Here is a 26189-nt window from a genome sequence, read left to right as displayed (position 1 = left end):
CAGGCCGGACTGGTTATTGATATCCCCGCCATGAACCGTAACATCACCTTTGCTCAGAGAGCCAATCTGGCCAGAACTGTTGTCAAAACGACCAGCCGCAGAAAGATTTACCATATTGTTGGAAACAAGGGTGCCATGATTAGTTACATTCCCCTGAAAATTTCCCTGTAAAGATCCATTCACAGCATTCATTTGCCCATTATTCACTACATCATGGCCGGACAGGAAAAGATTTTGTTGGGAGTTAATCATACCTGATTGGGTATTATTGATGTTTTGCGCAGTCAATTGTAATTCTGCCTGACTTAGAATCGATCCGGAATTTGTTAGATTATCTCGGATTGAAAGTTGATTCCTATCATTTCCATTGGCAATAATCTTTCCAGAATTTGTCAAGGAATTCGCCTGCAAAGAGAGCTGTTTGTCAGCCCCTATCGTCCCTGTATTTTCAACAATATCAATTTTGGCACGTAAATTGTTGCGGGCTGACATTTCACCATTAATAAGCAATTTTCCATCAGCAGTCAGCTGCATGTCGCCAGCCGTAGATGCCATACGGCCATCTACACGGACTCCGGCTCCCTTTTCGTTAACCATCATTTGAATATGATTGCCCGTCATACCCCCCAATACAGATGTATCAATAGCAAATTCTGGTCTTTGACTGTTATCTGGTTCTTGCGCCGTTGCAGTTCCATTTATATAATCATAAGTGTTGCGTCCTGCGGTGATTTTAATATCCTGACCATTTACAGGTCCTTCAATCCTAACTTTGCGGCTGATAATATCCAAAACGGGAACTTCTGCAAAATTCCCGCCTTTTCCTTCAAATGCCACTTCTCCATCATTTATATTGATAGACTGCAGGTGGCCTTCCTGATCAAACTGGGTCTTACCTGTTGCAAGAGAGGTTCTTGTCGTATTGACAAATCCACACCCCGCACAAGTGATTCCACTGGGATTGGCAATAACCAAGGCAGCCTGTTTACCTGCGATTTCAGTATATCCAAGCAATCTGGTTGGAGAACGGCCAGTCACTTCATTAATAATCAAATTAGCATTATGATTATCATTCAGGTTGGGATTGCCCGTGATTTGACCAGCCAGTTTTGTCTTGGTTATTGTGGAGGAATTATTTAAAATCTGACCAGATTCATTAACGTTATACTGGTTGAAAAGATTATGTGAAACACCAGCATTATTTGGATGTGCAATATTGATCTGATCAATTCCATTATTAGTTATATCAATAGATGGCCGTTTATTTACCGGGGCTGTCGGATCAACCACTATATTAGAAGCGGGCCTGGGCCCGGCATAAACTGGAAAGGTAGAAAAAAGGTTCCCTCCCAAAAATAATCCCGTCACAATCGTGTATTTTAGACGTTTTATTAGCAAAAATCGAGAAATATAAAAGGGATTATATTTAGTTTTAAACATAGGGTACCTAATAGGAATACTAAAATAAATATTTAAAAATAAATTCTAAGAATTAATCAAAGCTTGATATGATATATATAATTTAGATCGAAGCAACAATAATTTTTTATTTAAAATTATTAAAAATGTATTTTAAAAAGAATAATTTTATATATAATCGAAAACCGTTGATAAGTTTTAGTATTATTATAATTTTATAACCATGAAAATTTTATTTTTTTAATATAACACAGTGTTTATTATTTTTTATTTAAACCAATTTTCCATAAATAATTGTGGGAATAGCGGTCAATATTTTAAGGTTAGGGTTTTTTATGAAAAAATTGCTTTTATTAAGCGCTCTTACAATCGCTTTGTTAAATTCCACTCATGGATTCGCTGCAGAAAAAACAAGTAAACAAGCATCTGGTAGTAAAAATATTTCTGCAATTTCCCCCATTACCGTAAATCAAAGAATAGGCAGCTGGGATATTCATTGTGCCTATCCAAACGCCGCGGAACAGAACAATAAAACCGTATCCCAGGGATGTATCGCTCAACAAAATCTATTAACCAAAGGGCCCAACAACAGTCAAAGCCCTATCGCCTCTCTTTTGTTGGAAAAAGTTAAGCAAAGTAACGATTTGTCAAAGCCTGTACCCTTTCAATTTACAGTGGTTGTTCCCCTCGGATTCTCTTTACAAAGTCCAGCCAATTTAACTTTCGATCGTGCAAAACCTGTCGAATTGCCTTGGGCTGCCTGTACGACAAACGGATGTATCGCAACCAAAGTTATTGATAATGATCTTCAACAACTATTGACTAAAAACAAACTGGCCCATCTGGTCATTCATCGCATCAACGGAACAACATTAACCATTAATTTTAATATCGATAATGTTCCTTCCATTCTTAAAACAATGGATGAGATGGTTAACAAGAAAAATCCGTAATTCCATCCAGATACAAGATAAATGAATTTTAAGGCTGTATATCTACGATTATTCTTAATCGTCGTTCCCTGTATTTTTTTTATAAACATACAGGGATTTGCACAAAATCTTAATCAATATCAACAATATCTGCAACATAAAGAACGACAACATTTAATGGAGACCCTACCTCCACCCTCCAGCAATGTACAGGTAAACCAGGATCAGGCCCCTGCATTGCATGGTAGGGCATGTGTGCATATCAATTCCATCATCGTCGTTAACACACAAAACCTCTCACAACTGCCAGTCAACCATATCACCAGACCATGGCAAAACAAATGCATGTCCCTTGATGATATGAATACTGTCCTAAACAAGCTCAATAAGGCCTATATTGATCATGGATTTGTAACAACTCGGGCCTATTTGCCTCAACAAGATCTCAAGTCAGGTCAATTGCATATCGTTGTGGTGGATGGAAAAATTTCAGACTTCCAATTCGAGGGAGTATCTGCAAAAAACCATGAAACCATGGCTTTTCCATGGGTTAAGGGCGGAATTCTAAACCTGCGGGATCTGGAACAGGGAATGGATCAGATGAACCGTCTGCCTGACTGGGCTGCCACAATGAAAATTTCACCTGGTCAAAAGCCGGGCACATCAGTGGTTAAAATCAATGCCCATGATCCAGGCATTCTTCATGGTCAGCTGACAGTTGACAATAATGGACAAAGCTATTCGGGAAGAACTATCGGACGAACCATGATTACTGCCGAAGACCTTTTCGGATTATTGGATATGTGGACTGTAGAATATGATCATTCACTCAATTCACGTCAGGGAGATGGACACAATTCCTTTTTTACCGCTGAAGGCTCAATCCCTCTGGGACCATGGACATTCTTTGGAGGATGGTATCGCTATGACGATTTCTATCGTCTACATTTCAACTGGCCAGGACAAGGACGATATGATTCAACCCAAAAAGATTTCCATATCGGTGCCTCGAGAGTTGTCGCTCGTAATTCAATCGGTGTTACAACATTACAAGCTACCTATGAGCTGAAATCCTTTGACAGTTATCTCAATCATTCCAAAATGAACACGCAAAGTGCAAAACTCTCCTTCCTGAATCTTAATGCCAGTGAGTCAATGCATCTTTGGGGTGGAACATGGTATGTCAGTGTCGGAATGAAAATCGGTTTGGGGGGGGCAATGGGAGGAAAGTCCTGGATCGATAACTCAGGTCGATATAATCCCCATACGCAATATGTAAAGCCAAGTTTGGATATCGATGGATATCAACCTATCGTCGATAATTTTATGTGGCATACTTCCATCCACGGGGAATATAGCACTAAAAACCAATATGCGAATGAGCAAATGCAAATTGGCGGACCCTATACGGTCAGAGGTTTTATGCAACAAACCATGATCGGAAATGCAGGAATTTACATGCGTAATGACCTCTCATGGTTCATTCCCACAAAAAATATGGATTGTGGCGGATATCAATTCTTCTGCAACGCCCTGATTAAAAATACCGAACTCTACGGTATTCTCGATGTCGGAATGACACGGGGTGTATTTACATACAGCGATATGCCAAAAACAGAAAAAGGAGGCAACCTTGCCGGTGCAGGTTTCGGTATTCGCAAATCCTCAGGCAATATATTCTGGAACGCCTCCCTTACACACGCGCTCACAACGGCGGGTCTTCCTCCAGAAGGATGGATTGCACTTTTCAATGTCGGTGTCAGACTGTAATTTGATCTATTCATTTTATGGGTATGGTTTTTACCCATAAAATAATTTACCCTTTACCGTTAATATTTCATTCAAATTGAATAGATAATAATCGGATTAAAAATGAATTTTCAACTATTAAATAATGTTCTTTTAACAAATGATGATGGCATTGATGCACCTGGCTTAAAAATTCTGGAAAACATAGCATCGAAAATTGCCAAGACAATCTGGGTTATTGCTCCAGAGCGGGATCAAAGCGGGACTGCTCAATCTATAAGTATTCATCACCCTTTACGCATAATGGAAAAATCAAATAATCATTTTGCAATATCCGGTACACCGGGTGATTGTGTTGTAATGGGGATTCAAGAAATTTTACCCCAACGTCCTGATCTGGTTTTATCTGGCGTGAATCGGGGAAGCAATCTTGGTATTGAAACCATATTTTCAGGTACTGTTGGCGCAGCAATGACAGGTGCCTTATTGGGAATACCTTCAATTGCTCTTAGTCAGAATTTTAGAGATGGGTATCCTGTTCAATGGAATACAGCGGAGTATTTCGGTGCAAAAATTATAGAACAAATTTTAGAACATAAAAAGAATTTAAAAAATGGGTGTATCAACATCAATTTTCCCGATTGCCAATATGATGAAGTGAATACAATAGAATACACGACACAAGGATTGGGATATATCGAGAATATTGTTCCAGTTAAAAGAAAAGATTTACGACAAAACGAATATTTCTGGCTTAATTTTGACAGACCAATCAAGGAAGATAAAATAGGAACGGAAACACAAGCCATCAATAATAAATCAATTTCAATCACTCCTCTGACATATGAAAGAACAGATTTTGATTTATTGAATCAACTCAAGAAATAAATTCAAAATTCGTCGCATTGCAAGTAATAATATTCAATTCATTATTATTGTGATGCGACACTCATACTTCCGAAAATATAATTACTGATTTGCTGTTCCAGACTAACATAAGGCATTGTATTACTGATTTTATTTCCAGCCTTGATAAAATCTCTGTTTTTTCCTGGTTTAATGATTATAACGCCATCATCCGTCATACTGATTGATGAAATGACAAACTGGCTATCAGTGGGCAAATGAATGTTTTTGTTAATATCCATTTTAACTTCGGACATGAATGTCTTTTTATTAAGATTGATGGATTTTATAACCCCAACTGGAATACCCGATAAAATAACCTTTCCACCAGGGTTAACCGTATTGGAAGAAAAAAATTGAGCTTCGATAGTATATCGATCCTCTCCGGTTCCAAATAATATAAATCTAGAATATGCATAAAATCCGATAGCAATTATCAAAACAAAAGTGCTAGCCATATATGCACTAACATTTCTTTGTTTAATCATTAACATCTACCCTTTATCATTCCAACCTAACATCAATAAATAATATAATTTTAAAAAATAAAATAAAACGTCAAAATACACTATTAATTTTCAATGTTTGAAATTGTCATGATCCCTTAAATCTCTGAATTATTATTTTCTAATAATACGTATTGATCAATAACTATATGATTTAATTTTTTAAAATGCCTGATAAAATATATTAAACGATTTATAATATCGAAAAAAGGTTACTTCATGTCTTTTCTTCAGGCCATTTTTATTGCCATTCTACAAGGTGCAACGGAGCTTTTTCCTGTCAGCAGTCTTGGTCATGCCGTTTTAATCCCCGCTCTGCTAGGATGGCAAATTCACGCTCAAGATCCAACATTTTTGCCATTTATGGTAATGCTTCATTTCGGCACCGCTTTCGCTCTTCTAATATTTTTCTGGAAAGATTGGAGTGCCCTTTTCAAGGGTGCATTAGGTAAGGATGGAAAAGAAATACAACGTCAAAGTTTTTATATTTTTTCTCTTCTTATTGTTGCCACCTTACCCGCAATATTCATCGGTGCCTTTTTTGAAAAATTGATCAGAAACCTTTTTTCGACACCCGATATAGTGTCAATTTTCTTGGTATGTAACGGAATAATGCTTTTTATAGTTGATAAACTCAGAAAAAATATATCGGTAGACAAAACGATTGCAATAGCTGACTTAAAAGTAAAAGATGCTTTATTTATTGGATTATTTCAATGTCTAGCTTTCTTTCCGGGAATATCACGTTCGGGGTCAACCATTGTGTCTGGATTACTTCGAAATTTATCTCATGAAAATTCTGCAAGATTTTCCTTTCTAATGGCTCTTCCGGTAATTTTGGCAGCTTCTGCTCATCAAAGCTGGAAAATCTACAAACAGCAAATTCCTTTTGACAATATTTTACATATGGGTATTGCGACAATCATCGGATGTATTACAGCACTTCTAAGTACAGCATTTCTTATGAAATATTTCAAAAATAATGAGAAATGGGCTCTAACACCATTTGGATATTATTGTTGTGCATTAGGCATAATAGGTTTTGTTGTATTGATGTATTAAATAAATCACTTCACATTTATGTGAATTGTGATGATTATCAAACAAGTTTTTAAATAAAGAAGGAACAAATAAATTTTTCGGGAGGAAAAATGGAACCCTCGGATCTTTCCTTTAAAAAAAACAAAAAGAATTTTTTTTCTCCTAACAACCTTTTTATAATTGATCTATTTGCTTCATTGGCCGGACTTTTATTTGGCCTAGATATTGGTGTTATGGCTGGCGCAAATGATTTTATTAAAATTGAATTTTCAGCAAATGACCATGATATTGAAAAAATAGTTAGTATCATGATGTTTGGAGCCGCTTTTGGTGCTTTAATATGCGGTTGGGCATCAGCAAAATTTGGACGAAATCGCTGTTTGATCGTAAGTGCAACCTTTTTTATCGCCGCTTCGATAGGTTGTTCCCTGTCCAATAGTGTTTCTGACCTCATCATGTGGCGATTTGTTCTTGGATTTGCAATCGGTATCGCCAGTATGACTGCCCCATTGTATCTGGCTGAAATTGCACCGGAAGAAAAAAGAGGTGCAATGATATCAACCTACCAATTAATGATTACAGTAGGAATATTCATGGCATTCATTTCCGACACTATATTCGGATATTATGGAGCATGGCGATGGATGCTGGGAATTTTGGCCGTTCCCGCAACCATATTTTTACTGGGTCTTCTAATCTTACCAAATAGCCCACGATGGTTATTAATGCATCGTCGAAGAAAAGAAGCCTATAATGTTTTATCCTCTATTAGAAATAACGATAATACCCTAATAAAGAGAGAAATTAAAAATATTGAAATGCAACTGGAAAATTCCCAAAAAGGATTTTATTTATTTCTCTATAACTCAAATTTCAAACGTTCTGTTCTATTGGGTATTTGTTTACAGATTATACAGCAATTTACAGGCATGAACGTTATTATGTATTATGCCCCTCGCATATTTGCCAATATGGGATATCACGGTCATGCACGGTTATGGTTTACAGCCTTAGTTGGTCTGGTAAATGTTTTCGCAACCTTTCTTGCCATCGGAATATGTGATAAATCGGGTCGAAAACCAATATTGTATATCGGTTTTACGATGATGGCGATTGGATTAGGGTCTGTCAGTTTTCTTTTAGATAATAATATCCAAACAAATCCTTATCTTCAATATTGCTGTGTTACAATGCTACTAATGTTTATTATCGGTTTTGCCATGTCTGCAGGGCCTTTAATCTGGACGATATGTTCCGAAATACAACCTTTGCAAGGACGTGATTTTGGGATTGCTGTTTCAACAGTGGTAAATTGGTTGGCAAATTTTTGGGTGGGATTCACTTTCTTGACATTGATCAATACATTCGGTGCTTCACACACCATTTTGTTATATGCCTGCCTAAATCTGATTTTTATCGTTTTCATTTTCGCATTTGTACCTGAAACGTCAAATATTAGTCTGGAGCAAATCGAAGAAAATTTAATGGAAGGTCAACCCTTAAGAAAAATTGGCAGATAGATTTTTTATAATCAGCATTTTATAATAGATCGCTTTAATGAAATCCGTTCAAATAAAAAATTGATAAATAACGGCTGATATAGCGATACATCCCATTATGGTTATAAAAATATTGCTTGATTTTCCTTTAAATTTTGCCAATTCAGGTAATTTGTGAATGGCAACCATAGGAAGAATAAATAAAATAACAGCAAGAACTGGTCCACCAATGGATTCAATAATACCTAAAATACTGGGATTATTGCTTGAAACAAACCATGTAACTACATATACAAAAAATAACGCACATCGATCCAAAGTTTTACGGGAAATGTTTTTCCCAAAAAAATGATATAATGATTTTTCCAAAACCCCATTAAATCCTTCCTTCGCCCCAAGATAATGGCCAAGAAAGGATTTGCAAATTGCTACAAAAGCAACGATTGGCGCTATAAATTTTAACAAAGGGGTATGGAAGTGGTTAGCCAAATAGGAAAGAATGGTGATATTTGCCTTTTTCGCCTCAATTAAATTGGCTGGGCTCAGACATAAAGCACAACTAAATACAAAAAATAATACTGTAACAACCATCATCAAATTACTGTATTTGATAATCTGTGAACATTTTGGTTCAACCCATCTACCATACTCTTTGCTTTTCGTAACAGCTAGGGAAGAAATAATCGGTGAGTGATTAAATGCAAAAACCGCAACAGGTATAGTCAGCCATAATGTTAGAAACATTCCATTGCCTCCCTCCTGTGATGCTCCAGATAAACTTATATCCCTGAAAAGATTCAGGTTCCAATGTGGAATAAGAAATAAAGAAATCAATATTAAAATTGCAACAAATGGATAGACCAGGGTCGACATTATTTTGACTATCAGATTTTCACCACACTGAACGATCATTATCAAAAAACTGATTAAAAAAAACGAAGTCAACGCTCTGGGCGGTGGTATCAATCCAAGTTGATGTTGCATGAAACTTTGAACAGTATTAACAAGACTTACACCATAAACCAATAAAATAGGAAATATTGCAAAAAAATAAAATAATGTGATTAAATACCCAATTTTTTTTCCAAATTTTTCTTCAACGACAACGGTAATATCACCATAATCATTTTCGGATCCCGACAATACAAACCTACATAAAGCCTGATGTGCATAAAATGTCATTGGAAAGGCAAGAATAGTCAATAAAAGTAAAGGAATTAATCCACCAGCCGCAGCGTTAATCGGTAAAAAAAGTACTCCTGCACCGATCGCCGTTCCATAAAGACTCAACATCCAAACTGTATCACTTGAACGCCATTTGGGCATTTTATCTAAAATTTGATTATTTTTCATTAAAGCTTTACTTTTTTATGATTGAGTATGATTAACGCTTTATAAATCGGATGAAAAAAAAATTCAAAAATATTATTTAACTCTCCCTCGCAGGAAAATTGGAAAATATGAAAAATATATCAGTTACGATTACTTAGTGATTTTGTATTGAAATATGTATTTTATATGCTCCCAAAATAAATGATATTTTATAATTTAAGGAACATATAACTTAATCTATCTATTATTGATCTTAATTATTCAACAGTTACGGATTTTGCAAGATTTCTGGGTTGATCAACATCCGTGCCTTTTAAAATGGCAGCTTCATAAGCAAGCATCTGAACGGGTACCGTATAAAGGATTGGCGCTACAAAAGCATGAACTGTAGGCAAAACAATGATCTGTTCTGCAATGGTTGACAATGCCTCTGCACCCTTTGCATCAGTGAATGCAATAATAAGTCCACCCCTTGCTTTTGCTTCCTGTAAATTTGAAAGTGTTTTTTCAAATAAAAAACCGGAAGGCACAACGGCAATGACTGGAACCGTTTGATCAATCAGGGCAATCGGGCCATGTTTCATTTCACCTGCGGCATAGGCATCAGCATGAATATACGAGATTTCTTTCAGTTTCAACGCACCCTCCATTGCAACAGGATACATTATCCCCCTTCCCAGATAAATCACACTTTGAGCATTGGCAATTTTATGGGCAATTTCCTGAATTTTATCTTTCATTTGCAAAACTTCAGCAACACGACTGGGAAGATCCATCAATGCAGTCAAACATACTTTTTTATTTTCAGGGGTAATCTTATTTTTCTCACGAGCGATAACAAGTGTAAGACATGATAATACTGTCAATTGGGCTGTAAACGCTTTTGTAGAAGCGACAGCAATTTCCACACCAGCATCCGTACCGAGAACAACATCACTTTCTCTGGCTATAGTACTGAATTCATTATTTAAAATAGAAACTATTTTTTGATGTTCATTTTTTAAATTTCTCAAGGCTGCCAAGGTATCGGCAGTCTCTCCTGATTGCGATATGACCAATCCCATCCCTTGACTTTCAACAGGAGGATTGCGATAGCGCATTTCACTTGCAACATCTATATCAATGGGCAATCTGGCATATTCCTCCAACCAATAACGTCCAATAAGACCAGCATAAAATGCTGATCCACATGCCGTAATTATACCCCTTTTCAACGTTGATAAATCGAATGGCATATGAGGCAATATTATTTTATGGGATGATGGATCGACAAACCGCCTTAAAGTCTGCCCTATGACAATTGGATGCTCATGAAGTTCTTTCTCCATATAATGACGGTAACCATTTTTACCGACAACCCCTGACATCAACGCCGTTTTTTGAATTGGACATTCAACTTTTCCACCGTCCATATCAAAAAAATCAGCACCTTCTCGTGTCAAAACAGTCCATACGCCATCCGGCATATAGGTAACTTTTGTGGTAAGAGGTGCAATTGCCAGACTGTCAGATCCTACAAACATTTCATGATCACCATATCCGACAACCAGTGGGGCACCATGTCTAGCCCCGATTATAAGATTATCATCACAGGAAAAAATCATCGCAATGGCATAAGCTCCCTCAAGCCTTTTCAAAGCCTTGAAGGCAGCTTCTTGGGGTGCACATCCCTGTTTCAGATAATAATCGACAAGCTGCACAATTGTTTCGCTATCCGTTTCACTTTTGAACACTTGTCCTAGCTCTGTCAACTCTTTTCTTAATGCAACATGATTTTCAATAATTCCATTATGAACAACAGCCACACGATCCGTCATGTGAGGATGCGCGTTGTTTTCCGTGGGAGCTCCATGTGTTGCCCATCTTGTATGACCAATGCCCAGATTGCCGCTTATTGGGGAAGACAGAAGTAATTTCGATAAATTATCAAGTTTTCCAGGAGCTCTACGACGATTTAACTGGCCATGATCCAATATTGCAATTCCTGCTGAATCATATCCCCGATATTCCAGACGACGCAAAGCTTCCATAATCAGAGGAGTAACAGATTGGTTCCCTAGTATTCCAACAATCCCACACATAAACTTCCCTTTAATATCAGTTTTTTAATGTAACCTTGCTATTTTTATTTATCTGCCTGGCCCTACCAAATGCTTTGGCATTATCAGGAACATCATCCGTTATCACGCTTCCTGCCGCAATTAAACTTTTATTACCAATTTCTACAGGAGCAACAAGAATGGCATCAGAACCGACAAATACCTCATCTCCAATGACCGTCTTATGTTTTCTCGACCCATCATAATTACAGGTTATCGTTCCTGCACCAATATTTGTCTTTTTACCAACAATGCTGTCACCAAGATAGGAAAGATGATTTGCTTTCGCCCCGTCACCTAAAGCTGTAGCTTTCAATTCCACAAAATTACCGACATGCGCATCCTGACCCACCACCGTATCAGGTCTGATACGAGCATATGGGCCAATTATGGCATTTTGTTTAATTTCGCACCCTTCAAGATGACTAAATGATTTGATTTCAACCCCTGAACGAATAATCACATTTTTGCCAAAAACAATATTGGGATGAAGAATTACATCATTTTCAATCTTGGTATCATAAGACATAAAAACAGTTTCCGGTGAAATCATTGTCACCCCGTTATCCATCGCCTGTTTTCTCAATCTTTTTTGGATTATGGATTCAGCAAAAGCCAATTCAGATTGCGAATTGATCCCTGTAAGTTCCGTTTCTGAAGCCCTTAGGGCCTTTACCACATTATGTTCCCTAACTGCTAAAGAAACAATATCTATAATATAATATTCTTTTTTTGCATTATGATTTTCAATTTCTTTCAGCCATTTGGAAAAATACAGTGCGTCCGCACATATTACCCCAGAATTGCACAATTTTATTTTTTTTTCCGCGTCAGAGGCATCAAGTGTTTCCACAATCTTTATTACATGACCATTATTTTCAATCACACGTCCATAGGCCTTGGGATCATTACATTCCATTGCTAATAAAACCAAATCAGTTTTTGGTTTTTTTTTCTCATCAATAAGTCGCTGTAATGTATTTTCCCGTATCAGGGGATTGTCAGCATTTAGAACAGTGACAATACCCTTTCCAAAATAGGCCTCTGCCTGCAATGCAGCATGGGCGGTTCCCAATCTGTGCTTCTGGATTACAACCTGATGCGGTTTTACCAGATCGGCAAGAGTCTCCATATGCGGACCGAGAACCACAATAATTCGATCAAAAACCTTTTCGACCTGATTTAATAATAAACGTATCATTGGAAGCCCTGCAATGGGGTGCATTGCCTTTGGTTTTGAAGATTTCATACGGGTTCCCATTCCTGCAGCCAGAATAACTGCAACGGTTTCCGTGGTGGAATTTGATAATTTATGCATTGTCTGTCATGATATTTGTAAAAAATTTATGTCATACTATCAAAATATTTACACTTTTTATATCTCAAATGAGGCTTAAAACAAAAATTATGAATATAAAACCTTATCCCTTGATCGTATTTGATATGGATGGAACCTTAATTGACAGTCTTCCAGATATAGATCGCAGTTGTCAGACTTTGCTGAAATCCTATGGATTGCCTCCTATCAGTATACAATCAGTGCGTTCTACATTGGGTGACGGAATTAAGGTGACAGTTGAAAAAATTCTAGATAATGCAGGAAAAGAGGCAAGTTTTATTGACAGAAATGAGGCTATTGAAAGATTTGTCAAGGATTATGTCCCACATGCGGCCGATCTTTCCAAACCCTTTGAAGGGGCGGAAGAAGTTCTAATAAAATTTAAAAAAAATGGTTGGAAAATAGCTTTATGTTCCAATAAAATTACGCAAGCAGCCAAGAATATTTTGGAAAAACTCAATCTGCAATCATATTTTGATTTTATCGCTGGAGGTGATTGTTTTGCAGATAAAAAACCTTATCCAGTTCATCTTTTAGGAATAATCAACTATCTTCAAGTTTCACCAACTAAAACTGTAATGGTAGGTGATCACCTAAACGATATTCTTGTCGCCAGGAACGCACACATTACGGGAAGCATATTTGCTGAATGGGGCTATGGTGATTTGTGTATTGGAAAAGAAGCAACCATGCGTGCCCGCTCCATAAAGGATGTACCGATAATTGCTGAGAAAATGATTGATAAAAAACCTTGATCATTTTGTAGCCTGTCTCAGAATTACTATTACATTTCCCATTTTTGGATTGTTAAATTCAAAACGGACAGGTAACATTCCTATATTGTCAATCTCTTTAAACCATAAATATCCAGGTTGGGGTTGTGCTGATAGAGCGCGGTGACGTGAACGTTTGAGACCAGCCGTTTGTTGAGCCACCGCCTTACAAAATAATGCTTCTCCTTTATAGGGGCTTGTCCACGAAGATGGTATAGGCATTGTACCAGCCGCCTTACTTTGAAACGTGAATATACGAGAGCCATCAAAAATCTTGAATTGGTCGTTACAGTTTTTATTCGCTCTGACCCGCTGAACCAATTGCAACATTGCACTTAAGATATCTATACTGTTATTCCTTTGACTTTCAGTCACAACATCACGATTATCTTCAATTGCAGGATCAAGTTTTTCTATCTTTACATTTTGTTTATGGTTAAAATCTATATTAGCAACGAATTTCTTACCTTTGGATTTTCCAGATGATTGGTATTCATTTGGTAACAAATTACTATTATTGATTTCCCCTTGAACTGATGACATCATATCCAGATTTATGAAAAGACTTATAACACCTGCAGAATTAAAATGAGCTTTTGCAAAATAATTGTCCGATGTTAATACGTACGATGCCTTTATAACAATAACATGTAAATTCTTGTTATACACATCGAATATCAAGTTAACCGGTTTAGGAAAATTTAAATTATTTTGTGCTTTTACAAGCGAATTATCAAAAAATATCCATGACAAAATACACAATATTAACATTTTATAATATTTTACCATGACTACTCTCTTTCAAAAGGTGTCTTCTATAGACAGAGTATAGAATATTCTAAAAAAAGTATATAAATATCATGGTAAAACATTTAATTGATTAAATGCTAAAAGCTCCTGTTCCAAAAGCCTCAACATGAATTTTTTCAGGTGGAATACCTTTTTCCTTCAATTTTTTACCCTCATCTTTCATGAATTCAACAGGTCCACAAAGATAATAATCAGCATCTTTATCAAAAATTGACTGATCTATCCTATTGATATCCATACGCCCTTGATAGTCATAATCTATTCCCTGTCTATCTTCACCATCAGGTTTTGAATAAAAAATAAAGCGATTAAAAGTTGGACTTTTTTCAACAATTTCATTTACTTTTTCACGTAAGGCATGTTGTTTACCATTATGTGTTCCGTGAATGAAATGGACAGAACGATTACTTTGTTTTTCATGCAGAAAAGACAGCATGGAATACATGGGAGTAATTCCAACCCCGGCACTCATAAGAATAATCGGATTTTTCCCTTGCTGATTTAGATAGAATTCTCCTGCTGGTGCAGACAGATCTATGATATCCCCAACATCATAACTCTTATGAAGTAGATTGGAAACCTTACCTGCCGGAGTTTTCCCCTTACCATCTTCACGTTTAACCGTAATACGCAACGTATCTTTTCCAGGAGAATCAGATAATGTATATTGACGCGGCTGAATTAAATTCCATTCCGGGACATAAATTCGAACTGAAACATATTGTCCAGGATAAAATTCCGGAAGCTTGCCACCATCAACCGGTTGTAGATAAAACGACGTGATTTGTTCGCTTTCAGGAATTTTCTTGACTATTTTAAATCCTCTCCAACCTGTCCATGCATGTTCCCTGATCTGTTCTTTGTATATGCCCAATTCAATATCAATTAACAGTTGAGCCAATTGTTGATAGGCAGCTCCCCAAGCTTCGATCAAATCATCTGTAGCGGCTTCACCCAATACCTCACTAATAGATGCCAGAAGATGTTCCCCAACAATAGGATAATGTTCCGCCCGAATATTCAGGCTTACATGTTTATTGGCAATATGAATGAAAGCATTTTCTAGTATGGTTGGATTATCGATATTTTCTGCATATGCCAGGACAGCCGTAGCAAGTGCATGTTGTTGCTTTCCGGCTTCTTGATGTCCACGGTTAAAAATCTGTTTAAGTTCAGCATTATTATTCAACATCCGTTTATAGAAATAGGAAGTTAGTTCAATGCCATGCTCTCTTAAAACTGGCACTGTATTTTTAACAAGCGTTTTTTGAGCTTCGGTTAGCATTTATAGTGACCCTTAATTTTAATTAAATAATATATTTAAAATACATCTTTAATAAAAATCTTAACAAACCCTGTTACAACTAAGATAAATCATTAAAGATGTATTAAATATACTCTTTTTAAGAAAAAATAAAAGTAAATTATTAATAAAATTTTATAATTTTAATTTTAACTTTGCTTGATTAATGATCTCATCTGTATCATCAATTGAAGTGACACGCCATGTTTCAAGTTTCCCCTCAAACATCCTGATTCGTTTTTCATTAATCATTGAATTGATGAAGGAAGAAATTCTTTTTGATTTACCGGGCAATGGCAAGATCATTACTGGTACAGAAGTGGCAATAGCCTCAGAAACCATTGAAACACTATCAATTGTAACCAATATATAATCAGCACATGCCAGTAATCCTAAATAGGGATTTTCTCCCTCACCATTCCAAATATATACACTAAATGGTGATAATATTTCTTTCAATCTTTTTAAAGCTGAAGGATTCGTTCTTCTTGAAGGAGTCACCGCAAGTGAAATATTGTTTTTAGTAATAACCCTTTTTAATTGATAAGCAATCTGTTCAGCTTCTTTTAAACCAAATTTGAATCTGCCATTATTTCCGCCCAGCAAAACACTTACCAATGGTTTTACCGGATCATGAAGAATGGAATTCCAATAATGCAAATTTTCAGACAGCAATGAGGGAGTTATATGATGCAATGCATTACGCGATACAAGAACATTATCCGCTTTAATATTATCATGAGGATTGGCAATGATAAGATCGAATTTATTTAATGCGATACGCGGATTCTGTATATGTATGGCTATATGATTTTTCTTGCGTAAGTCGGCATTTACAACACCCCCCACACTTCCTACGCTTACAATTACAGAATTATCTTTTGGTTGAAAAGGAAATACCGCTTTCAAAGGATTGGGCCAAAAGGGTGCTGAAATAAATTTCCAGGGAAATCTAGGTTTTAACTGATGAAAACTGTAATCAAATTGTGCCCTTTTAACAAAACCTAGGGCTTGCGTTTTCATTCCAGCAAAATTTTCTGTCAAAATTGAAACTTCTGTCATCAAGTATCTAACTTTAAATGAAAATTGAATTTCTCGTTTATTTGCGAAATTAAATCCTTTGCCATTTTTTTCCATTCATGTGACGTATCCATATGTTCTCTTTTTAACGGAAAAGGCAACTCCAGAATTTTCTCAATATTTTTGGCTATATCTTCAGGATTGGGATTGCATAAAAAAACAAGGTCTTTATGATTGCATTGCTCCATTAATCCTCCTACCCTTGTTATTAAAACGGGTTTTGAAAATGCCAGGGCAATGGCCAAAACACCACTTTGACTGGCCTCCTCATACGGCAAGATTATAGCATCCGCCCATTCAAAAATGGATGCAATTTCATTTTCCGGAACCCATCTATTTTCGACATATACATTTTTTCTACGATTTAACAGTTTTAAAACCTTGCTTTTTGGACCCTGCCCTACTATACGAACTATATAAGACCTATCCGATTTGACTAGTTTTAAAGCGTCATTTAACAGATCAAACCCTTTATAAGGCAAAAGACGACCAAAATTCAAAAGATGTATTTCATTTTTGTTTTTTGAAACAGAAATATTTTCATAATCATATTTTAAAGGGGGATGCCATACCCTTATAAATTTTGATTTTGATAAAAAATTCCTTTTATTTAATTGATTGTAGACGTATTGAGTAAAAGTTACGATCAAATCTGAATTTTTAATCAACTGTCTTTGCAAAAAATGTTGAAAAAGATATCCATCCCCCGGATGAGGATAAGCATCGTGAATAATTACAACACATGGGATTTTCAATATTTTCAAGGCCGAAATCATAATCATATCTAATAATCCCGGCATTGTGCATATGGCCAAGTCTACCTTATTTTTTTTAAGATGATATATCAAATACAATATCCAATAAGGAGACTCTATCCATCGTATTAAATATCCCAATATTGATGAATATGTTTTAAACTTTATACCAATTTGACATTCCGGATTATAATCAATAATTTCAGCCCGATCGGATAAGGATAGTAGAATGTTTAAATTTTTAATAGATCTTAAAGCATTTGACAATTCAACAGCAATTTTTGGTCCCGCTCCCTTTCTACCCCATTGCCATACTAAAATATTAAATGATTTATCCATTATTTCTTACCAAATAATTATTAAATCTTTTTTTTAAAAATTTTGAATTAAATATCGTTTTAATTTTATTTTTAGATAAAACACCTAAATTATTACGATAGTTTTCATTGTAAAACAATTCATTAATTTTTTTAGCGGCGAATTCAATATCAGGTTCAGCCCACAAGGCATTCGACAATTCATATACTTTTCGTGGGTCTTTTACAGGTATCAGTTTGTAATTAACAGGAACACCACAGTTTTCATCAATATACTCACTAGTTGCAGACCAATTAGTGGAAATAACAGCTTTTCCGTATTGCATAGCTTCTGCTGGCACCAACCCAAAACCTTCACTGCGATGAAGTGACAAAATAATATCAGAATGAAATATAAGCGCCCTATTTTCCTCTGTTGTCAATAAATTAGTATAAAGAATGATATTTTTTTGTCCATCTATTGCTTTCTTTAATTCATTAAAATCCTGACGGAAATCATTAATATAGGAAACCTTGAGAATAAGGCTAATTTTATCATGAGCTATTGTTTCACACGCTTTTCTAAAAGCCCTGATTGCGGCTATAGGATTTTTTCTAACAAAAGATGAAGAAAGATTAAAAGATGTTAATATATTTAAAGTTGTTTGGGGTAAACCAAGACTTTCACGAGTTAGACCTGACGCAATTGCTACAGGATATGCTGCAATAGGATGAGGAACAACCGTAATCTTTTTTTGATATTTATTAGCCCAATGTTTAACGGCTTTTGCGACAAAACGAGAGGGTACCCATATTTCATGAACAAATCTGAAACCCACCTCCCATTCTTTTGGCAAAATTTCAAGCTCCCATGCCCAATAACCTATTATTTTTCTGTTTTTCAATAAAAAACGAGGTAAATTCAATAATGCAAATGCCAATTGTGGGGCATTGATATGAAAAATCAATGATGCGTATGGATAAACTGATAAAATTCTACGCGCTTCCTTATATTTTGTATAAGAAAAACCATAGGGGTCGATATCGATTTTCTGAACGGTAACATTTTCGTTTTTAAGTACATTATACATTATACGCGCACCTTCACCCAAACCAGAAGCTTTTGAAAACTCACCAATTATAATTACGCTTTGGTCACAAAAGGGTTCTGATGATATAGAAGGTGCTAATATCCCCCCCACTTTGCTTAGATAAAATCTTCGCTGATATGGGGGCAATAAACGCCATAATTTATGAAATGGCTGAATCTGCAATACCCTTGAAATAATTACTGTTTATATATGGGAAAGCGTTTACATAAAGCCATGACTTTATCGCGAACAGCTTTTTCCGCAAAACTGTTATCATTATCTTTGGCATTTGCCAATGGGGTTAGAACTTCATTTATCAAGAGACCAATTTCACGAAATTCTGCTTCACCAAACCCTCTAGTTGTCCCTGCTGGACTACCTAGACGAATACCGGAAGTAATGGCCGGTTTTTCCGGATCAAAAGGAACCGCATTTTTATTTGCGGTTATTCCCGCTCTTTCCAAACTTTCTTCCGCCTGTTTTCCCGTTACTTTCTTGGGACGTAAATCAACAAGTAACAAATGGCTGTCCGTACCATTTGTAACAATATCAAATCCACATTCAATCAAGGTGTCTGCCAATACACGAGCATTGTTTGCCACCGCTTTTTGATAGGTCTTGAATTCCGGACGCATTGCTTCAGCAAAGGCCACCGCTTTTGCAGCAATGACATGCATCAATGGACCACCCTGTAATCCGGGAAATACTGCTGAATTGATTTTTTTAGCCAAATCGGGACTGTTTGTTAAAACAATTCCTCCACGAGGTCCACGTAAAGTTTTATGCGTTGTACTGGTGACAATATCAGCGTAATCCATTGGGTTTGGGAAAAGGCCTGCTGCAACCAATCCTGCAAAATGAGCCATGTCAACCATCAGAAAAGCACCAACTTCATCGGCAATTTTTCTGAAACGGGCGAAATCAATAATTCTGGGATATGCAGATCCACCTGCAATAATCAAACGTGGTTTTTCATTTCTTGCAGTCGCCTCGAGCTCGTCATAATCAATCAAGCCATCATCTTTTCGAATTCCATAGTGCAATGCATGGAACCATTTTCCAGAAAAATTAGGTGCCGCACCATGGGTTAAATGTCCACCCGCTGCCAAATTCATTCCCAATACTTTTTCACCAGGTTTGACAGTAGCCATAAATGCAGCCAGATTGGCATTCGCACCAGAATGTGGTTGAACATTGGCAAATTGCGCGTTGAAAATTTTCTTAACACGTTCAATTGCCAGAACTTCTACCTTATCAACTTCACCACATCCGCCATAATAACGACGTCCGGGATATCCTTCAGCATATTTATTCGTCAATACGCTACCCTGAGCCTCTAAAACTGCCTTGGAAACAATATTTTCACTTGCTATTAACTCAATACCGTCCTGTTGACGGGTAAGTTCGCTTTGTAAAGCTGCGTAAACCTCAGGATCTGTTTGAGAAACATCAGATTGAAAAAATTGATGATATAAATTATTTTCGGACATTCATGGATTCCTAGAAAACTACATATTTAAGAGACTCTCTATTAAATATTCAATTTTGTGATTTTCTGCAATTAAATATGTAAGATAATACGCTATTACTGAAAAAATAAATTCCAAAAAAATATGATTTATTTTAAGAACTTTACACGATATTGTGATAAATTTTAAAAAAGGGCTATTCTATGGATCTATCCAAGAGAAAATCACTATTTAGAAAAAAATCCATAGAAAATAACCAGCATGAAAACGGTTTGGCGCGCGTAATCGGCATGCCTAGTCTGATTTTTTTTGGCGTTGGTGGAATTGTTGGAACCGGACTCTTTACAGTTACAGGTATTGCTGCATCAGAACATGCTGGTCCCGCCGTACTTCTTTCTTTCCTAATAGGAGCATTGGCATGTTCATTCATAGGATTATGTTACAGTGAACTTGCTGGAATGATTACAGAATCGGGCAGTTCTTACAGTTATATCTATATCGCTATGGGAGAATTTATAGCCTGGATTGTTGGATGGAATTTGGTGCTTGAATATTCTGTCGGAGCAGCAGCGGTAGCGGTAAGTTGGTCACAATATTTAAAGTCAATTCTGATAAGTTTTCACTTACACCTACCCTATCAATTTTTCGCTTCACCACTAGAGAAAATAAATATAAACGGCCAGAATATTTCTGGGATATTGAACCTTCCATCCACATTTGTCATCATATTTCTGTCTCTTTATCTGATACAAGGGATTAAACAATCCTTTCGAATGAACAATATGATTGTTTTGATCAAGTTGTTTGTTGTATTTGCTGTTATCGCTTTTGGATTTTCCTATGTTGATTTTGACAATTTCAAGCCTTTTATCCCAGAAAATACAGGTCAATTTGGTCATTTTGGCATTTCAGGAATCTTTCAAGCTGCCGGCATGATCTTTTTTGCCTATATAGGTTTTGATAGCGTAGCTTCTACTGCACAGGAAGTTAAAAATCCATCAAGGGATATCCCGAAAGCTATTTTAATAATCATTACAATTACAGCACTCATTTATGTCACGTTTGCCTTTGTTATTGTTGGGCTTGTCAATTTTCATCAATTGCTTGGCAATGGCGCACCTGTGGCAACAGCCATTGATCAGACCCCTTATAAATGGTTACAGCCCGTAATCAAATTCAGTATCATCATTGGTTATTTTCCTGTTCTTGTATTACTTCTTGTAGGTCAAACACGTATCTTTTTTACCCTTTCTAAAGACGGTTTGATTCCCAAATTCTTTTCTGTTATTCATCCCAACCATAAAACTCCTCATCTATCACACATGTTTTTTATGATTTTTATCTGTATTCTATCTGCCTTTATTCCTATTTCAATTTTAAGTGAAATGTGCTCTATAGGTGCATTATCCGCCTTTTTTTTCGTATGTATATCAGTAATGATTTTACGTCGAACCCATAAAGATTTCCCCCGGCGTTTTAAGGTGCCAGGTGGCGATATCATACCGATACTTGGCACTTTGGTTTGTTGTGTGCTGATGTATTCCCTAAGCAATATAACATGGTTAACCATTGGGGGATGGATGTTCATAGGTATAATTATTTATTGGCTTTATGGTCATAAACACAGTAAATTACAACAGAAATTTCATAATTAATTAAGGATTGATACCATGATTGGAAGCTTTCCTCTGACTCGTATGCGACGCAATCGAATTGATTCTGCAACGCGTCGTCTGGTAGCTGAAAATAAATTGAGTAAAGATGATTTGATTTGGCCAATTTTTATTATTGAGGGCAACAATATTGAAACAGAAGTTTCTTCAATGCCTGGAATTAAACGGGTTACTGTTGATCGTCTGGCTGCATATATAGAACCTGCTGCAAATCTGGATATCCCCGCGCTTGCATTATTTCCTGTGACCACCAACGATAAACGTGATCCAGAGGGAAAGGAAGCCTATAATCCCGATAATCTAATTTGCCGTGCATCAAGAGAACTTAAAAAAAGATTTCCAGAAATATTATTAATCGGGGATGTAGCTCTTGATCCTTATACCAGCCATGGCCATGACGGAATAATAAAAAATGGTTATGTTGCCAATGATGAAACCATAGAGATACTAGTCAGACAATCGATTAATCAAGCCCGAGCAGGTATGGATTTTATCGCGCCTTCTGACATGATGGATGGTAGGGTCGCGGCAATCCGAAAGGCATTGGACAATGATAATTTTGTTAATACACGAATCATGTCATATGCCGCAAAATATGCCAGTGTTTATTATGGACCTTTCAGAGATGCGCTGGAATCAGGAAAACTTTTAAAAGGCGATAAAAAAACTTATCAGATGGATCCTGCCAATAGTCGAGAGGCTCTTTCTGAAGTCGAACTGGATATTCAAGAAGGTGCTGATTCAGTTATCATCAAACCGGGATTGCCCTATCTAGACATAATCCGAATGGTAAGAGATAGATTCAATATTCCAATTGTCAGTTACCAGGTTTCTGGTGAATATGCCATGTTGAAAAACGCGATTAACCATGATTATCTTGATAATAATCAGGCTATTCTTGAAACGCTTCTCTGTTTCAAGAGAGCTGGAGCAAATGCGATTATGACTTATTTTGCTCCAGAAGCGGCAAAATTATTAAAACAGTTATAATTTTCATCTATAAAGGGGTATTTTAAATATTAATTAATTAATTAATTAATTAATTATTTTATAAATATCCTTTGGACTAAAATAAGACTAAATTCTCAACCAATTAGGAGATTTATGTCCAACAGATGCACGATTACCTATATAATTTTCCAATATTTCAAAATTTCTGACTTTTGTTTGACCAGGCATTGTAAAACCAATCTCAGAATCAAAAACTATAACCAGTTTCAGTTTTCCTTTACCCAATTTCTGTAATAGAACACCACTACCCTTTTTTAATTCAGGAATTTGTTCTAGTGGAAATATCAGAAATTTACTGGATGAATTCGCAATGGCAATATAATTTCCATTACCTTCAAGACAAGCGAATGTTTTTTCATTATTTTTTAAAGTTAGAACTTGTTTACCCGTTTTCCGTTCAGTAACTAGATTTTCCCCAGAAATGACAAATCCCTTTGCTGAGGTTGAAACAAGAACATATTTCTTTTTTTCATCTAAAATAAAAAATTCAATAACCTTAGCATCATTTGCTATGTCAGCAAGAAGACGTATGGGTTGACCATCACCTCGGCCTCTTGGTAAATCTAATGCCTTTATATTGAATGATTTACCTTCACTACCGATAATGCAAATTCGATCATTACTATGACATTCCAATATTTTAAATAAATGATCCCCTTCTTTGAATTTCAGCTTATCACTGTCAAGATTATGTCCTTTCAAAGCACGTATCCAACCTTTGGAGGATAAAATAATTGTCAGAGGTTCACGTTCCACCTCTTCCAGAATATCGATAACATCTATTGTTTTAGGCGCTTCAGAAATTTCCGTTTTTCTCAAACCATCATCGGACTGACCGAACGTTTTCAAACCCTCTTTCAATTCTTTGTTGATTTCTTTCCAGCAAAGAGATTCACTTGCCAGCAACGTTTTTAAATTAGATTTTTCATTGGTGAGTTGTGCATATTCATTTTTTATTGCATTTTCTTCCAATCTTCTCAAACTTCTCAAACGGATATTGAGAATGGCTTCAGCCTGAACATCCGACAGATTGAAAGTTTGCATCAAAAAAGTTTTAACTTCATCTTCATCTCGAATTATACGAATAACTTCATCGAGATTTAGATATACCGCTAATAAACCCTCCAGAATTTCCAATCGCTGTTCAATAACATTTAACCGATATTGACTTCGACGTTTGAGAACTTCATAACGATGATCCAACCATGATTTCAAAATGGCTTTCAATCCCATCAATTTAGGAACGGCATTGCGATCAAGCACATTCATGTTGTAAGCAAACCGGTTTTCCAAAGCAGTCAGTTTAAACATGGATTCCATTAAAATTTCAGGCTGCACCGTTTTAACTTTAGGCTCTAATATAAGCCGTATTTCATCAGTACTTTCATCTCTTATATCTGCCAATAATGGAAGTTTCTTCTGTTCCATCAAAGTGGCTATCTGTTCAATCAATTTGGATTTCTGCACTTGGTAGGGTATTTCCTTAACAACGATAACCCAAGTTCCAAATCGACCATGTTCAATTTCCCATTTTGCCCTGAGCCTTAATGAGCCTCGACCAGTTTCGTAAGTTTGTTGAATAACATTTTGATTTTCAACAACTTTCCCTCCTGTTGGAAAATCTGGACCTTTTACAAAATGCAACAAATCCTGTGTAGAGGCATCAGGATTTTTAATAAGGGTCATAGCGGCCTGATAAATTTCACCCACATTATGTGGGGGAATATTTGTTGCCATTCCAACAGCAATTCCGCTTGCACCGTTTGCCAAAAGATTTGGGAATGCACCTGGTAAAACAACGGGTTCTTTTTCCTCTCCATCATAAGTATCACGAAAATCAACACAATCTTCATCGATACCTTGCAATAAAGACTGGGCAATTCTTGTCATACGGGATTCTGTATAACGCATAGCCGCAGCATTATCACCATCAATGGATCCAAAATTCCCCTGTCCCTCAATCAAGGGATACCGTACAGCAAAATCCTGTGCGAGACGAACGAGCGCTTCATAGACAGCGGCATCCCCATGGGGATGAAATTTACCAATAACATCCCCAACAATACGGGCGCATTTCTTGAATCCTGATTTTGGATCAAGTTTCAATTGACGCATGGCATATATCAAACGACGATGAACAGGTTTCAATCCATCCCTTACATCTGGTAATGAACGCGACATTATTGTTGACAGGGCATAGGCCAGATAGCGTTCACTTAATGCCCTTGCAAAGGGAGCGTCCTTAATTAAACCGTCAGATGCAGCAGTCATATTATACTCTTGTATGTTTTAATTTATTATTTGTATGATTACGAAGAATAGAGAATTAGTCCATCATAGGCAACTTCGATGTCCGGCGGCAAATTTGCCTTTAGCCAATTCCAATCCATATCAGGTCCCATATGCGTTAAAATCGTTCTTTTTGGCTTGATAATTTTTTTCCATTCCAGAACCTTGCCAATCCATGCATGGGCAGGATGTTCATTCCGTTGAAAACATCCCACAATAAACAGATCAAGATTGGATAAAATTTTCAACCCTTGTTCCGGAATCCGAACCACATCGGTACAATATGCCACATCACCACATCGTATGCCCATGGATTTACAAAAACCATGTATCTGTTCACATGTTTGAATAGATTGATTTTCAATCATGAAATTATCATAATAATCAATCTGATGAACATCCAAAACTGGACGAAAAAAATATGGTTGGGTTTTCCATGGCTTAAATGCGTAGGCAAATCTTGATTTCAATTCAGATAATGTATCTTTCGTTGCATATATTGGTAAGGCTTTACCCAAAACTCTGTTGATTGAACGCAATTCATCCAGACCAGCAATATGATCTGCATGTGCATGAGAATAAATGACAGCGTCAACCCTGCCAATTTTTTCTCTCAATAACTGAGTTCGTATATCAGGACCTGAATCAATTAGAATTCTTTTGCCATTATTCAACTCAATAACGATAGAGGATCGAGTTCGTTGATTCTTTTGTTCCAGGGGATCACATATTCCCCAATTCCCCTGACCATCATCACCTCCTACCAATGGGACACCACCCGAACCTCCGCATCCCAGAATAGTAATTTTCATTAAAC

At 36.4% G+C, this 26189-nt stretch carries 21 protein-coding genes; 8 read left to right on the top strand and 13 right to left on the bottom strand.

The features are described 5' to 3' along the window. Nucleotides 1-1440, bottom strand: a 1440-nt coding sequence (locus H3T46_RS01355; protein WP_198197194.1) for a filamentous hemagglutinin N-terminal domain-containing protein, incomplete at its 3' end; no start/stop codon positions are given. Between the two features lie 314 nt (nucleotides 1441-1754). Between H3T46_RS01355 and H3T46_RS01350 the strand changes: the two genes are divergently transcribed. The 3 genes from H3T46_RS01350 (at nucleotide 1755) to surE (ending at nucleotide 4988) form a co-directional block, all read left to right on the top strand. After that, the gene (locus H3T46_RS01350; protein ID WP_198197193.1) at nucleotides 1755-2372 is read left to right on the top strand and encodes an invasion associated locus B family protein; all 618 of its coding nucleotides are present in this window, start codon (nucleotides 1755-1757) and stop codon (nucleotides 2370-2372) included. A 21-nt stretch (nucleotides 2373-2393) separates the two neighbouring features. Then, nucleotides 2394-4121, top strand: coding sequence for a ShlB/FhaC/HecB family hemolysin secretion/activation protein (locus tag H3T46_RS01345; protein WP_198197192.1), 1728 nt, complete (start codon nucleotides 2394-2396; stop codon nucleotides 4119-4121). Nucleotides 4122-4223: 102 nt separating this feature from the next. Beyond that, entirely contained in the window at nucleotides 4224-4988 is a 765-nt protein-coding gene (surE, locus tag H3T46_RS01340) for a 5'/3'-nucleotidase SurE (protein ID WP_155569203.1), read from the top strand. Between the two features lie 44 nt (nucleotides 4989-5032). Here the strand turns inward: surE and H3T46_RS01335 are convergent, their stop codons facing one another. Continuing rightward, complete coding sequence (locus tag H3T46_RS01335; RefSeq protein WP_196424695.1) at nucleotides 5033-5494, bottom strand: MlaD family protein; 462 nt, start codon at nucleotides 5492-5494, stop codon at nucleotides 5033-5035. A 237-nt stretch (nucleotides 5495-5731) separates the two neighbouring features. Between H3T46_RS01335 and H3T46_RS01330 the strand changes: the two genes are divergently transcribed. Together H3T46_RS01330 and H3T46_RS01325 are read left to right on the top strand one after the other, a co-directional pair. Beyond that, nucleotides 5732-6574 carry an undecaprenyl-diphosphate phosphatase gene (locus H3T46_RS01330; RefSeq protein ID WP_198197191.1) on the top strand — a complete coding sequence of 281 codons (843 nt, stop codon included), beginning with the start codon at nucleotides 5732-5734 and terminating at the stop codon, nucleotides 6572-6574. Nucleotides 6575-6663: 89 nt separating this feature from the next. After that, nucleotides 6664-8073, top strand: coding sequence for a sugar porter family MFS transporter (locus tag H3T46_RS01325; RefSeq protein ID WP_198197190.1), 1410 nt, complete (start codon nucleotides 6664-6666; stop codon nucleotides 8071-8073). A gap of 48 nt (nucleotides 8074-8121) precedes the next feature. Here the strand turns inward: H3T46_RS01325 and H3T46_RS01320 are convergent, their stop codons facing one another. The 3 genes from H3T46_RS01320 to glmU all read right to left on the bottom strand — a co-directional run bounded on the left by H3T46_RS01320 (nucleotide 8122) and on the right by glmU (nucleotide 12801). Then, on the bottom strand, nucleotides 8122-9405 hold the full coding sequence (locus tag H3T46_RS01320; RefSeq protein ID WP_198197189.1) for an aromatic amino acid transport family protein: 1284 nt from the start codon (nucleotides 9403-9405) through the stop codon (nucleotides 8122-8124). 236 nt (nucleotides 9406-9641) lie between these two features. Further along, nucleotides 9642-11465 (bottom strand): glutamine--fructose-6-phosphate transaminase (isomerizing), encoded by a 1824-nt coding sequence (gene glmS, locus H3T46_RS01315; protein ID WP_198197188.1) that lies wholly within the window; start codon nucleotides 11463-11465, stop codon nucleotides 9642-9644. A gap of 16 nt (nucleotides 11466-11481) precedes the next feature. Beyond that, nucleotides 11482-12801: a bifunctional UDP-N-acetylglucosamine diphosphorylase/glucosamine-1-phosphate N-acetyltransferase GlmU gene (gene glmU / locus H3T46_RS01310; RefSeq protein WP_198197187.1), complete on the bottom strand. Its 1320-nt coding sequence runs from the start codon at nucleotides 12799-12801 to the stop codon at nucleotides 11482-11484. Nucleotides 12802-12890: 89 nt separating this feature from the next. Between glmU and H3T46_RS01305 the strand changes: the two genes are divergently transcribed. Next, a complete protein-coding gene (locus H3T46_RS01305; protein ID WP_198197186.1) occupies nucleotides 12891-13577 on the top strand; it encodes an HAD family hydrolase in 687 nt (228 codons plus the stop codon). Here H3T46_RS01305 and H3T46_RS01300 read toward each other — a convergent pair whose 3' ends face one another. The 6 genes from H3T46_RS01300 to glyA all read right to left on the bottom strand — a co-directional run bounded on the left by H3T46_RS01300 (nucleotide 13578) and on the right by glyA (nucleotide 20420). After that, nucleotides 13578-14366 (bottom strand): DUF3108 domain-containing protein, encoded by a 789-nt coding sequence (locus H3T46_RS01300; RefSeq protein WP_230882753.1) that lies wholly within the window; start codon nucleotides 14364-14366, stop codon nucleotides 13578-13580. Between the two features lie 109 nt (nucleotides 14367-14475). Further along, a complete protein-coding gene (hmpA, locus tag H3T46_RS01295) occupies nucleotides 14476-15690 on the bottom strand; it encodes an NO-inducible flavohemoprotein (RefSeq protein WP_155568056.1) in 1215 nt (404 codons plus the stop codon). Between the two features lie 153 nt (nucleotides 15691-15843). Continuing rightward, nucleotides 15844-16770, bottom strand: coding sequence for a mitochondrial fission ELM1 family protein (locus tag H3T46_RS01290; RefSeq protein ID WP_155580363.1), 927 nt, complete (start codon nucleotides 16768-16770; stop codon nucleotides 15844-15846). Then, the gene (locus H3T46_RS01285; protein ID WP_155568055.1) at nucleotides 16770-17882 is read right to left on the bottom strand and encodes a glycosyltransferase family 4 protein; all 1113 of its coding nucleotides are present in this window, start codon (nucleotides 17880-17882) and stop codon (nucleotides 16770-16772) included. The genes H3T46_RS01290 and H3T46_RS01285 overlap by 1 nt, the downstream gene beginning before the upstream one ends. Continuing rightward, nucleotides 17875-19113 (bottom strand): glycosyltransferase family 4 protein, encoded by a 1239-nt coding sequence (locus tag H3T46_RS01280; RefSeq protein WP_198197185.1) that lies wholly within the window; start codon nucleotides 19111-19113, stop codon nucleotides 17875-17877. The genes H3T46_RS01285 and H3T46_RS01280 overlap by 8 nt, the downstream gene beginning before the upstream one ends. A gap of 14 nt (nucleotides 19114-19127) precedes the next feature. Next, nucleotides 19128-20420: a serine hydroxymethyltransferase gene (gene glyA, locus H3T46_RS01275; RefSeq protein ID WP_198197184.1), complete on the bottom strand. Its 1293-nt coding sequence runs from the start codon at nucleotides 20418-20420 to the stop codon at nucleotides 19128-19130. Nucleotides 20421-20602: 182 nt separating this feature from the next. On the opposite strand from glyA, the gene H3T46_RS01270 reads away from it, so the two are divergent. Together H3T46_RS01270 and hemB are read left to right on the top strand one after the other, a co-directional pair. Continuing rightward, a complete protein-coding gene (locus tag H3T46_RS01270; RefSeq protein ID WP_198197183.1) occupies nucleotides 20603-22054 on the top strand; it encodes an APC family permease in 1452 nt (483 codons plus the stop codon). A gap of 15 nt (nucleotides 22055-22069) precedes the next feature. Beyond that, nucleotides 22070-23062, top strand: a complete 993-nt coding sequence (gene hemB, locus H3T46_RS01265) for a porphobilinogen synthase (RefSeq protein ID WP_122123524.1) — start codon at nucleotides 22070-22072, stop codon at nucleotides 23060-23062. Between the two features lie 87 nt (nucleotides 23063-23149). Here hemB and parC read toward each other — a convergent pair whose 3' ends face one another. Continuing rightward, the gene (gene parC / locus H3T46_RS01260) at nucleotides 23150-25354 is read right to left on the bottom strand and encodes a DNA topoisomerase IV subunit A (protein ID WP_198197182.1); all 2205 of its coding nucleotides are present in this window, start codon (nucleotides 25352-25354) and stop codon (nucleotides 23150-23152) included. A gap of 38 nt (nucleotides 25355-25392) precedes the next feature. Then, a complete protein-coding gene (locus tag H3T46_RS01255; protein ID WP_110438969.1) occupies nucleotides 25393-26184 on the bottom strand; it encodes an MBL fold metallo-hydrolase in 792 nt (263 codons plus the stop codon). Between the last annotated feature and the right edge of the window lie 5 nt (nucleotides 26185-26189).

Source organism: Commensalibacter sp. M0133, assembly GCF_016101485.1.
Taxonomy (GTDB): Bacteria; Pseudomonadota; Alphaproteobacteria; order Acetobacterales; family Acetobacteraceae; genus Commensalibacter; species Commensalibacter melissae.
The sequence above is the reverse complement of the archived record's forward strand: the minus strand, read 5'-3'. Positions and strand labels throughout refer to the sequence as shown.

What these genes read in the sequence shown, in the direction of transcription:
- glmU (WP_198197187.1), bottom strand. Translation starts at nt 12,801, where the DNA reads ATGCATAAATTATCAAATTCCACCACGGAAACCGTTGCAGTTATTCTG.
- H3T46_RS01330 (WP_198197191.1), top strand. Translation starts at nt 5,732, where the DNA reads ATGTCTTTTCTTCAGGCCATTTTTATTGCCATTCTACAAGGTGCAACG.
- H3T46_RS01270 (WP_198197183.1), top strand. Translation starts at nt 20,603, where the DNA reads ATGGATCTATCCAAGAGAAAATCACTATTTAGAAAAAAATCCATAGAA.
- glmS (WP_198197188.1), bottom strand. Translation starts at nt 11,465, where the DNA reads ATGTGTGGGATTGTTGGAATACTAGGGAACCAATCTGTTACTCCTCTG.
- hemB (WP_122123524.1), top strand. Translation starts at nt 22,070, where the DNA reads ATGATTGGAAGCTTTCCTCTGACTCGTATGCGACGCAATCGAATTGAT.
- H3T46_RS01320 (WP_198197189.1), bottom strand. Translation starts at nt 9,405, where the DNA reads ATGAAAAATAATCAAATTTTAGATAAAATGCCCAAATGGCGTTCAAGT.
- H3T46_RS01285 (WP_155568055.1), bottom strand. Translation starts at nt 17,882, where the DNA reads ATGGATAAATCATTTAATATTTTAGTATGGCAATGGGGTAGAAAGGGA.
- H3T46_RS01255 (WP_110438969.1), bottom strand. Translation starts at nt 26,184, where the DNA reads ATGAAAATTACTATTCTGGGATGCGGAGGTTCGGGTGGTGTCCCATTG.
- H3T46_RS01290 (WP_155580363.1), bottom strand. Translation starts at nt 16,770, where the DNA reads ATGACAGAAGTTTCAATTTTGACAGAAAATTTTGCTGGAATGAAAACG.
- H3T46_RS01345 (WP_198197192.1), top strand. Translation starts at nt 2,394, where the DNA reads ATGAATTTTAAGGCTGTATATCTACGATTATTCTTAATCGTCGTTCCC.
- H3T46_RS01300 (WP_230882753.1), bottom strand. Translation starts at nt 14,366, where the DNA reads ATGTTAATATTGTGTATTTTGTCATGGATATTTTTTGATAATTCGCTT.
- glyA (WP_198197184.1), bottom strand. Translation starts at nt 20,420, where the DNA reads ATGTCCGAAAATAATTTATATCATCAATTTTTTCAATCTGATGTTTCT.
- H3T46_RS01335 (WP_196424695.1), bottom strand. Translation starts at nt 5,494, where the DNA reads ATGATTAAACAAAGAAATGTTAGTGCATATATGGCTAGCACTTTTGTT.
- hmpA (WP_155568056.1), bottom strand. Translation starts at nt 15,690, where the DNA reads ATGCTAACCGAAGCTCAAAAAACGCTTGTTAAAAATACAGTGCCAGTT.
- H3T46_RS01350 (WP_198197193.1), top strand. Translation starts at nt 1,755, where the DNA reads ATGAAAAAATTGCTTTTATTAAGCGCTCTTACAATCGCTTTGTTAAAT.
- parC (WP_198197182.1), bottom strand. Translation starts at nt 25,354, where the DNA reads ATGACTGCTGCATCTGACGGTTTAATTAAGGACGCTCCCTTTGCAAGG.
- H3T46_RS01325 (WP_198197190.1), top strand. Translation starts at nt 6,664, where the DNA reads ATGGAACCCTCGGATCTTTCCTTTAAAAAAAACAAAAAGAATTTTTTT.
- H3T46_RS01305 (WP_198197186.1), top strand. Translation starts at nt 12,891, where the DNA reads ATGAATATAAAACCTTATCCCTTGATCGTATTTGATATGGATGGAACC.
- surE (WP_155569203.1), top strand. Translation starts at nt 4,224, where the DNA reads ATGAATTTTCAACTATTAAATAATGTTCTTTTAACAAATGATGATGGC.